This window comes from Candidatus Amarolinea aalborgensis (assembly GCF_900491745.1).
Taxonomy (GTDB): domain Bacteria; phylum Chloroflexota; class Anaerolineae; order SSC4; family Amarolineaceae; genus Amarolinea; species Amarolinea aalborgensis.
This window is the reverse complement of record NZ_UETR01000065.1, coordinates 1-10,671: the sequence shown is the minus strand read 5'-3', so window position 1 is coordinate 10,671 and position 10,671 is coordinate 1. Positions and strand designations below refer to the sequence as shown.

The window sequence follows — 10,671 nt, the reverse complement described above, 5'->3', positions numbered from 1 at the left end:
GACGCCGTGGATGCTTCGCCGCTGTTGGGCTTCGTGCCGACGACCACCTATCCCAATTCAGGCGCTACGTGCGGCACAATCTATCCGCTGAACAGCGCCCAGAGCCTGCGTATCATCGAACCGGTGGCATTCACCGAACGATACCAACCGCGCTCGGATCATTACTGGTTCTGTTATCAGAGCGATTCCCTCACTTCTCAACGCACGACCGAATGCTTCATGAAAGGGATGCCAAACAACGGCCAAGGCTGGAACGCCAATCCCTGGGATTACTGGCTCTCACCTGAATTGCGGTATGCCAACGTTTCATTCAAGCAGACGGGACGATACTACATTTGGGTTTGCGGCTTGGGTGGAACCGTGAATGATGATTCGCTGCATATGGGCCGTGATGATTACCCATACGACACGTCGCGCGAAATCACAGGCTATGCCTCGGCCGCGTGGCAATGGCAAAGCATCAAGATGAACGGGGCGCGTCCCTACCTTGACGTCAGCGAAGGCGAGCGAGTCATCAACATCTGGATGCGCGAAGATGGCATGAGAATTGACCGCGTCCTTCTGACCTGGCAGGTGGGTTATAATCCCACAGGCAACATCAGGTGTGGGGGATACTGACCGAACTTCTTGCTTTCTTCGCTCACAGAGAAAAGGATGGAAACCATGAGATTAGTGCATGCCGACAAGGCCGGTTGGGTGCTGTTATGCAGTGTGGCGCTGACCAGTGTTCTGGTCTCCTGCCAAATACTCCAGAACAGACCCGCAACGCCCGCTATCGCCCCTATGACGCGGGTGGCGACGCTGTCGCCATCCGCAAGCGCGTCGCCGACGGTGACAACATTGCCAACGGACACCCCAGTCGTTACAGTTGCCGGTCCCGCCCTTGCCACAATTGCAGTCGCAGCTACTGTGGGCCCAACTGGTCAACCCCAGCGCGCTGGCTGGCGCAGATACACGTCTCCCTATGTGGGCGTGTCCTTTGCCTATCCGGCCGATTGGAAGTTCGTTGCAGTGCGTGAAAGGCCCGACCGATACAATCTACCCTATTTCCAATTGAGTGCTCCTGTAGTGGATCACCTGGGTGGCAACATTGGGGTCGCCATTGTATATATGGGGTCTGAGTTTGCAAAAGGAGGAAGCCTGCGCTCTTGGGTTGAGGAATACTTGCAAATGACACTGCCCGGCAATCCTTCGGGCTACACATTGTCTGCGACTTCCGAGGCCACCTTTGTGGAGCCCAATGGCAGCCTGCACGAGATGGTCCGAAGCTCACTTGCGGACAAAAGCGGCGCCGCAATGCTGGAAAGTATCTTCATAAAACAAGGAGACAACGTAGTAATTCAGATCAGCAGCGCCACTTGGACCGAATATGCCCCTGCCCTACGGGCCGTCCTGGAAGACATCGCCCAATCCTTTCAGTTCTCAGCCGATGCACCCAGGACGTTGAACGAGATGTATGGGGTAGACCCATGAGGTAACTCCACTGATTTCACCCCCGATGTTCAACATGGCGTCCAGAGCCTTCTCTGAGCAGACAGATCGATCCGGTTGTGCATGATCGGCCAATCGGCGCTTCGTGCGTTGTGCGTCCGATGTTTTCGGCAACCTGCGCAGCGTTTCAGGAAGCACCGGTTCGTGGCCGGTCGGCCAGCCCAATCCCACCTGGGGCAGCGAACACCGCACGCGCTACACCTATGACGCGGCCGGCTGCTGACAGTGCAGGATCACGCCAGCAACCAGAGGTCGCTGACCTACGACGCCGAGAACCGGCTGACCGCGATGTCCGGCGGCGTCACGGCGAGCTATACCTATGACGCGGACGGCAACCGCGTGAAGGCGGTGATCGGCAGCAGCACGACAGTGTACGCGGGGGCCATCTACGAGCAGACGACCAACGGCACGAGCACGACGATCACGAAGTACTACCAGGCTGGCGGGCAGCGAATTGCGCTGCGGGTCAACGGCGCGGTGTGCTGGCTGGCGACCGATCACCCTTCGGCAGGCGACTTGCAGTCGCCGCTCAGGGCAGGCCTGGGCAGCACGGCGGTGACGCTACACAGCAGCAGCCATCGTGCGACCGAACTGCGCCCCTACCCGTATGCTGCGACGCGCTACAATCTGCCCTGACTTCGAGAGATGCGTGTCTGGTATATTCGTGACCAGATCAGCTAATCGAAAAGCTGGACCCCCCCGGCCCTTTGACCACGTTGATGCGTACGGGGAACTGGTCTTTCAGCTCTTCGATGTGCGTGACGACCAGGATGCGCTCGAAGTCCTGTTGGATGGAGGTGATGGCTTCCACCAGGCGCTCGCGGCCCGCGGTGTCCTGGGTGCCAAAGCCCTCGTCAATGATGAGCGTTTGCAGCCGCGCGCCGGCGCGGCGCGCCAGCAGCTTGCTCAAGGCAATGCGAATCGCCAGGTTGGTGCGGAAGGCTTCGCCGCCGCTGTACATCTCGTAGGGCCGCACGCCCAGTTCATCCTTGATGATGATGTCCAGGGTCTCGATGGTGTCGCCTTTTTTGGTGTCGCGCTGCGATTGGAACTGCAAACTCATGCGCTGGTCGGTCATGCGCCCCAGCAGGCGATTGGCCTCCTCTTCGATCTCTGGAATGGCCGCTTCGATGATCATGGCGGGTACGCCCTTCTTGCCAAAGGCCAGCTTCAACTCGTCGTAGATGCCCCGCGCCTCGTTCAGCTGCTGGCGGCGCTCGGTCAGCTCCACCTGGCGCACGGCCTGCCGCTGACAGGTTTCGATCTGCTGGCGCGCCGCGCCCAGGTTCTGCTGGCTGCGCTCCAACTGGCTCTCCAGCGCCTTGATCTCACGCCCCTGCTGCTGCAGCTGCGCCTGCAGACCCGGCAGCTCGGCCACAGCCTCGCGCAGGGCGTCCGCGCGTTCCTGGTCGGCCGCGTTGGCAAGCTGCCAGCGCGCCAGGCGCGCTTCCAACTCGCTCACCTGGGCTGCCAGGCCCGCGTACTCCTCCTGCGCACGGGTCAGGTCACGCCAGCGCGCTTCCCAACCCGCCAGCGCCGTGACCTGCTGCGTGGCCGCGGCGTGGCCGGCCGCGTCGTAAACGGCCGCGGCCCTACCCGCGCGCAGTTGAGTCAGTTCAGCCTGGCTGGCCGCAGCGTAGTCGCCCTGGGCAAGCTGGAGGTTGAGTTGAGCCAGCGTCTGCTCCTGCTGCGCGGCTTCAGACTGGGCCTGGGCCGCTTCAGCCACGGCTGTCTCAGCCTGCGCCTTCTGCCGTTCCCAGGCCGGCCGCTGCTGCAGCGCGGCGTCCACCTGCGCAATCTGCTCCTGAAGCTGGCGCTGCTGTTCGTGCAAGGCCTTACCGCTGCTCACGTTGGCCCGATGCTGGTCGCCCAGCGCGACGCCCTGCGCCCGGAACTCGGCCAGCACGCGCTGGTGATCGTGGCTGCTCAGGGGCTGGCGACAGAGCGGGCAGTTGGCCTCGGCCTTTTCCAGGTCATTCAGCCGCTCCATGATCAGTTCCATCTCGTGCTTGAGCTGCTTGTTGACCTGCTCCAGGCGCGCGCGCGCCTCGCCGGCTTCACGTTGCGCGGCCTCGGCCGCGGCGCGTTCTGCCTGCATGCCATCCAGCCGCGCCAGCGCGGCCTGCGCCTGCTGAAGCTGCTGCTGCGCGCTGCCCGCGCGTTCGCGACGGGTCTGCAGGTCTGCCAGCCGCGCCTGGGCGACGCGCTGCCGCGACTCGATTTCACTGCGCGCGCGGGCAATCGTCGTCTCCAGCTCGCTGATGGCCGCGCGTCGCCGGGCGTCTTCCAACGCCCGCTGCTGCCAATCGGCCTCTGCCTGGCGCGCAGCCAGCAGCGCCGCGTAGCCTTGTTCGATTTCGGCCGGCTGCGCCAGCAGGCGCTCGAACGCCTGCAGGCGGCTGCGGCGGCCGTTCAGATCGCGCTGCGTGCCGTCCATGTCCTGCTTCATCTGGGCCATGCGCCGCGCCAAATCGTCCAGCTCCCGCTGTGCACTGACCCGCTCCTGGCGCTGCGCCTCGGTCGCGCGCTGCATCGCCTCCAGCGTGCGCAGCCTGAGCGCCAGGTCCGCCACCTGGGCCTGCGCGGCCTGCGCCAGGGCCTCGATCTCTGGCAGCCGCGCCAGCTCGCGCTCGATGTCGCCCAACTGCGCCTGCACCGCATCTGCCTCGCGCTCGGTTTCCTTGAGAAGCTCCTTGGCCCGTGTTTCGAATTCATCGTACTCGTCCAGCCGCAGAATCTGCGCCAGGATGGCTTTGCGGCTGGCCGGCGGCATGGTGGTGAAGACATCGGCCTTGCCCTGCTGCAAGTAGGCCGAATTGACGAAGGTGTCATAGTCCATGCGCAGGAGCTGCACGATGCGCGCCTCCGTGGCGCGCACGGAAGTCTCTGTCAGCGCACGGAAGCCATCGGCCGCGCGCACCTGCAGTTCGAGCAGGCTCCGCCCCGCGCCTTTGCTGCTGCGTTTGCGCAGGACGCGGTAGAGGTTTTCATACAGCTCGAACTCGATTTCGACTTCCATCTCGCCTTCGCCCTGGCGAATGAGGTCGTTATCGTTGCGGGCACGCGCCTTGCCCCACAGCGCCCAGGTGATGGCATCGAGCAGGGCCGATTTGCCGTGACCGTTATCGCCGGCCAGGCAGGCCAGGTGAATGCCGCGCAGATCCAGCGCCGGCGTGTCGGCATAGGACATGAAGTTGTGCAGACGAAGTTTGGTTGGAATCATGGTTGTCTCAAGCTACATGGTTGGGATCATGGTTGTCTTATGCTATAATGATGATAGTCGCAGAATTTAGTTGTTGGCGCCGGTTGCACCAGTTGTGGCTTGATTATACCACATGCGGCGGCAACGACCACCGTTTGGAAAGGTGCGCGGACTTAGCCACAAAGAGCACAGAGAACACAAAGAAGTCGTTATGAGCACAAGCAGATTGAAACTACTCAACGCCTAGCCGCAAAGAGGCCTGAATACTCATCCAGTAGGTGCTCGTGGCGGATAAGAACGATACGCCAACAGGAACCTCTTTGCGCCACAGCATCCTGGCGCCTTTGCGTTAAGCTGCTGCCTTGTTTGGCAGCAGCTTTGTGCTCTTTGCGTTCTTTGTGGCAAAAATAGGAGTCAAGATATGAAACACGCAGTTTCGATTAGCCTGGGCAGTTCAACACGGGATAAGACGGTTGAGATCGAACTGTTGGGCGAGCGGGTGCGGATCGAGCGCCGCGGCTGTGACGGCGATGAACGCAAGGCGCAGCGCCTCTTTACCGAACTCGACGGCCAGGTAGACGCCTTTGGCGTTGGTGGAGTTGAGCTTTACCTGCGCCTGGAAGAGCGAGAGTATCCGCTGCGCTCCGGCCTCAACCTGGTGAAGAATGTGCACAAGACGCCGGCCGTGGACGGCCGCGGCCTCAAGCACACGATGGAAAAACGGGTCATGCAGATGGCCGAGCCGCGGCTGGACGCGCCCATCCGTGACCGCCGCGCGTTCATGACGCTGGCGGTGGATCGCTACGGCATGGCGCAGTCGCTGGCAGCCAGCGGCTTCGAGGTCGTTTTCGGCGACTTGATGTTCGGCGTGGGGCTGCCCATTCCAGTGCGCGGCCTGCCGGCGCTGCGCCGCCTGGCGCGGGTGCTGATGCCGATCATGGGATTCCTGCCGATCAGTGTGCTCTACCCGACCGGCAGTTCGCAAGAGAAGATTGTGCCTAAATTCGAGAGGTGGTATCAATGGGGCAGCGTTGTGGCCGGCGACTTTCTCTACATCAAGCGCCACCTGCCGCTCCGCCTGCCGGGCAAGATCATCGTCACCAACACGACGACGGCCGAGGACGTGGAACTGCTGCGCCAGCGCGGCGTGAGCTACCTGGTGACCAGCACCCCGCGTATCGAAGGCCGCTCGTTCGGCACCAACATGATGGAGGCCGCGCTCACCGCCGTGGCGGGCAAGGGACGTGTCCTCACTACGGCGGAGCTGGAAGAAATGATCGCGGCCGCTGGCTGGCAGCCAAGCGTGCAGAAGCTGGACTAAGACCGGAGACCAGAGACCAGAGACCGGAGAGCACTCGCCTTCCATGTACCCGATCTCTGATCTCTAGTCCCCGATCTCTCCTAAAATCCTTGCACCTTGCTCAGGTCCACAATGCCATCCGCCAGCGCGGCGATGGATTGCAGCAGGCCCAGATTGGCGCTGCGCTGCACGGGATCATCGGCCATGACCATCACCTGTTCGAAGAAGCGGTTGATGGGCATTGTCAGCCCAATCAGCGCGTTGACGAGCACGTCCACATCGCTGTCTGGCGTGACCTGCGCCTGCGCCAGCAGGTAGCTCTCGTACAACGGCTGCGCCGCCTCGCCGGTCAAGGCGGCCGGCGCCAGCGGGTAGCGCTCGGTCAGCGGACGCACGATCCGTTTGCAGCGCGCGTACGCGGTCAGCGCGGCTGGCCAGGCCGGCGTCTGCACCGCATCCTGCAGCGCGGTTACCGTGCGGAAGGCCCGGTAAGGGTCATCCGCACGCGCGGCCAGCACGGCATCCACCAGGTCGAAGCGCAAGCCTTGATCCTTGAGCATCTGCTCCAGGCGCCGCGCGACAAAGACGGCCGCTTCTTCGCTGGCCTGCGGCGTGACCTGGACAGGGAGATGTTGGCCCGTCAACGCCAGGCCGGCGCGCACCGAGAAAGAGACCTGGTGTTCGATCAGATTGGCCACCACGCCCAGGGCCGCGCGCCGCAGCCCAAAGGGGTCCGCAGAACCGGTGGGCGCCAGACCGACGCTGAAAAGACCCAAGAGGCTGTCCAGCCGGTCTGCCAGCCCTACCACGAGGCCCGGCTTGGCCGTGGGCAGGCGATCGCCCGCATAGCGCGGCAGATAGGCCTCGAAGATGGCCGTCGCGACGGCCTCTGGTTCTCCACTCTCACGCGCATACTCACGACCCATGATGCCTTGCAGCGAGGTCATTTCTGTCACCATCTGGGTGCCCAGGTCGGCCTTGCTCAGATGCGCGGCGCGCGCCGCGGCTGCTGTCTCATCGGCGCTCAAGCCCAGGCGTTCGGCCAGGATCGGCGTCATTTTCTCCAGGCGCCCAACCTTGTCCAGCACCGAGCCGAGCTTATCCTGGAAGGTCATGGTAGCCAGGCGTGCGTTGTAGGCCTCCAGCGGCTTCTTGCGGTCCTCACGCACAAAATAGGCTGCGTCCGCGTAGCGCGCCCGAATCACCCCTTCGTTGCCGTGACGCACGACGTCCGGGTCGCGCGGCGCGCCGTTGGCCACGGTGATGAAATAGGGCAGCAGGCGGCCTGACGCAGCTTCGACCACGGGGAAGTAGCGCTGATGCTTCTTCATCACCGTGATCAGTACCTCGTGCGGCAGGCTCAGGTAGGTCGGATCGAAGGAACCGAGCAGCGCGCACGGCGCTTCCACCAGGTCGGTCACTTCGTCGAGCAGAACGGCGTCTTCCGGCGTCACGCCGCCAACCGTCGCCGCCAGCGCGGCCAGCTGCTGCGTGACCAGGGCGTGGCGCTGGGCGCGGTTGACGATCACGCCCGCGCCGGCCATGACCTGGTCATAGTCGGCGGCGTGGGCGATGTCAAGAAGGGGCGAGCTGTCTGGCCGCAGGCCGCGTGTCGTGCGGCCGCTGCTGGCATTGCCGTAGGTAAAGGGAATGACCTGGCTGCCCAGCAGCGCCACGAACCAGCGGATGGGCCGCGAAAAGGCGACGCCGTTGGAGTTCCAGCGCATGGCTTTGCCAAAGCTAAGGCTGGATACCAGGGCCGGCAGCAGCTCTTGCAACACCTGCGGCGTGGGCCGACCGGGGATGGTCTGCACCGCATACAGGTATTCGCCGCTGGCGTCGCTGCGGCGCACCAGGTCGGCCACGGCCAGGCCGTACTTGCGCGCAAAGCCTTCCGCGGCCCTGGTGGGCTGACCCTGCGCATCGAAGGCGGCCTTGAGCGGCGGCCCCTTGACGACCTGCTCGTCGTCGTCCTGGCGCGGGGCCAGTCCTTGCACCTGCAAAACCAGGCGCCGCGGGGCGCCCGTGGTCGTCAGCGCGGTGAAGCTCAGGCGGGCCTCGCGCAAGCGCTGGCGGGCCAGGGTTTCTAGCTGCGCGATGCCCAGGACCACATCATCCACGGGCAGCTCTTCAGCGCCGATCTCGAAGAGCAGGTCGGCGGCCGCGGTCGGCGGCGCGAGGGTTTCTGTCGTCTGCGTAACGCTGGCCGCAGCGGCCGGTTCGCCGTCATCGGGCAGCCACGGATACTCCAGGCGTTGGCGCTGCTGGCGGTATTCGTCGGAAACCTGGCGCGCCAGGTCGCGCATACGTGCGAAGTAGTTGGCGCGCTCGGTCACGCCGATGGCGCCGCGCGCATCGAGGATGTTGAAGGTGTTGGAGCAGCGCAGCACGTTGTCGTGCGCGGGCACCACCAGGTGATGGCGCAGCGCGTTCTTCGCTTCGGCCTCGAACAGGTTGTACAACTGGCGCAGGTTGTCCACATCGGCCACGTCGAAGTTGTACTGGCAGTGTTCGATCTCCGGCTGCAGGAGCACATCGCCGTACGTGCGCCGACCATCCCAGTCAATCTTCCAAACCTCGCGTACATCTTGCAAGAACATGACGATGCGCTCCAGGCCGTAGGTCAACTCCACGCTGACCGGGTCGAGCGGCACGCCGCCGGCCTGCTGGAAGTAGGTGAACTGCGTGATCTCCAACCCGTCCAGCCAGACCTCCCAGCCCAGGCCCCACGCGCCCAGCGCGGGACTGGCCCAGTTGTCTTCGACAAAACGGATGTCGTGCTTGCGGCGGTCAATACCGATGGCTTCGAGGCTTTGCAGGTAAAGCTCTTGCGGGTTGCCCGGATCAGGCTTGAGAATGACCTGGAACTGGGTGTGCATCTGCATGCGGTTGGGATTTTCGCCATAGCGCCCATCGTCCGCGCGGTAGGATGGCTCGGCGTAAGCCACGTTCCACGGTTCAGGGCCGAGGACGCGCAGCACCGTGGCGGGGTTCATAGTGCCCGCGCCCACCTTTTCGCTGTACGGCTGCCAGATCAGGCAGCCGTGATCGGCCCAAAAGTGCTGCAGGCGCATGATGACATCTTGAAAGGCAAATTGATTCGCGCTCATAAAAAACTCGATTCCTATTTCTGCTTGCTTCGTGATTCGTGTGATCAAAAACGATTCTACCAGATGCTCTTGCACATCACCAAATTTGGCGCGTTTACGCCGACCCCATCAATCATTCTTGCACAGTAGTAGTTCCAAATGTGGCCTGGTTTTTGACCACAGAGATCACAAAGAACGCAAAGAAGCTGTCAATTTGCACCTGAGCTGCCTTTTCTTTGTGTTCACCCACCCCCGCATGTGTTCTTTGTGGTGGGATGTGTGCTCCATTTGGATTTCCTACTTGCAAGGAGGGTTGATTGCATCAAGCGGCCATTTGTGGCATAATAGCGGTGTCCACATGATGTTACCGTGGGCCAAGCGTGGGCGACCGGCCGCTGGCGTCGGCGCCGCGTGCATGTGTTCTGACTCGCGGCAAGCGACGGAACGATTTGAAACTAGAGGAGATAACAATGATGTTAAGTCAAACGATGCAGGACGCCATCAATCAACAGATCAACAAAGAGATGTACTCGTCGTACGTCTATCTGTCCATGGCGGCTTACTTTGAGGCGCAGAATCTGCCGGGCGCGGCCCAGTGGATGCGCAAGCAGAGCGCGGAAGAGACCGAGCACGGCATGAAGTTCTTTGAATTTCTGATCGAGCGCGGTGTGCGTGTGGGGCTGCAGGCCATAGACCAGCCGCCCACTGACTTCGGCTCGCCGCTGCTGGCGTTCCAGGAAGTCCTGGCGCACGAGCAGAAGGTGACCAAGTCCATCCATGATCTATATGCCCTGGCCGTGAAGGAAGCGGACTATCCAACGCAGGTCTTGTTGCACTGGTTCATCAACGAACAGGTGGAAGAAGAGAAGAACGCCAGCAGCGTGGTAGAGCAGTTGAAGATGGTCGGCGATTCGCCGGCCGCGCTCTTCATGATTGACCGCCAGCTCGCCGCGCGCACCTAATAGCCACAGCGATTGAAATCGCCCCTCATTGGGCGTGCCGCCGGGCGTCCACCTGCCCTTCGACGAGCGTTCGACTGATCTCACGCCGAAGGCTCAGGGCAAGCGTGGACGCGATGCCGGCGGCACGCCCTTTCGCCCCGAATTCATTCGGCAGCGGCCGTCGGCGCCAGATGCCTGAGCAGATACCCTTGATCGTAGAATTCTTGCACGAAAGAGCAACAGAATTGCACACAAAGATGCCAGGCCGCCAAGTTTTTTCTTGGCGACCTGGCGTCTTTGTGAGAGCCATTTGGTTCTAGCTCATCCAGGCTAGGCCACAGACACTTCTTCGATGGAAGACGGTTTCAACTCTCCCGGCCAGCGGCGTCACGTCAGCGTTTTGTAATGAATCTCCGACACCTGGCGCAGCCGCGCGGCGGCCTGCTCCGCGGTGATGTCACGCTGCGCCTCGCCCAACATCTCATAGCCCACCATGAACTTCTTGACCGTGGCTGAGCGCAGCAGCGGCGGGTAGAAGTGCGCGTGCAGTTGCCAGTAATCGTGGTCGCCTGCCGTCCAGGGCGCGCCGTGCCAGCCCATGGAGTAGGGGAACGAAGTCTCGAAGACGTTGTCGTAGCGGGTGAGCAG

The 10,671-nt window shown here is 62.6% G+C and carries 8 protein-coding genes; 5 read left to right on the top strand and 3 right to left on the bottom strand.

The annotated features are described in order from the left end of the window. The 3 genes from ACPQ6D_RS23375 to ACPQ6D_RS23365 all read left to right on the top strand — a co-directional run. Window positions 1–618, top strand: a 618-nt coding sequence (locus tag ACPQ6D_RS23375) for a hypothetical protein (protein ID WP_423226768.1), incomplete at its 5' end; no start/stop codon positions are given. A 45-nt stretch (window positions 619–663) separates the two neighbouring features. Next, entirely contained in the window at window positions 664–1,473 is an 810-nt protein-coding gene (locus ACPQ6D_RS23370; protein ID WP_423226767.1) for a hypothetical protein, read from the top strand. Window positions 1,474–1,716: 243 nt separating this feature from the next. After that, a complete protein-coding gene (locus ACPQ6D_RS23365; protein ID WP_423226766.1) occupies window positions 1,717–2,127 on the top strand; it encodes a hypothetical protein in 411 nt (136 codons plus the stop codon). Between the two features lie 37 nt (window positions 2,128–2,164). Here the strand turns inward: ACPQ6D_RS23365 and ACPQ6D_RS23360 are convergent, their stop codons facing one another. After that, window positions 2,165–4,714, bottom strand: coding sequence for an AAA family ATPase (locus ACPQ6D_RS23360; RefSeq protein ID WP_423226765.1), 2,550 nt, complete (start codon window positions 4,712–4,714; stop codon window positions 2,165–2,167). Between the two features lie 400 nt (window positions 4,715–5,114). Here ACPQ6D_RS23360 and ACPQ6D_RS23355 point away from each other — a divergent pair, with 400 nt between their 5' ends. Further along, a complete protein-coding gene (locus tag ACPQ6D_RS23355) occupies window positions 5,115–6,014 on the top strand; it encodes a quinate 5-dehydrogenase (protein ID WP_423226764.1) in 900 nt (299 codons plus the stop codon). A gap of 80 nt (window positions 6,015–6,094) precedes the next feature. Here the strand turns inward: ACPQ6D_RS23355 and glyS are convergent, their stop codons facing one another. Continuing rightward, entirely contained in the window at window positions 6,095–9,103 is a 3,009-nt protein-coding gene (gene glyS, locus ACPQ6D_RS23350) for a glycine--tRNA ligase subunit beta (RefSeq protein ID WP_423226763.1), read from the bottom strand. 449 nt (window positions 9,104–9,552) lie between these two features. Between glyS and ACPQ6D_RS23345 the strand changes: the two genes are divergently transcribed. Next, window positions 9,553–10,044, top strand: a complete 492-nt coding sequence (locus ACPQ6D_RS23345; protein ID WP_423226762.1) for a ferritin — start codon at window positions 9,553–9,555, stop codon at window positions 10,042–10,044. Between the two features lie 366 nt (window positions 10,045–10,410). On the opposite strand, the gene galT is transcribed toward ACPQ6D_RS23345, so the two are convergent. After that, the coding region (gene galT, locus ACPQ6D_RS23340) for a galactose-1-phosphate uridylyltransferase (RefSeq protein ID WP_423226761.1) at window positions 10,411–10,671 on the bottom strand (261 nt) is incomplete at its 5' end.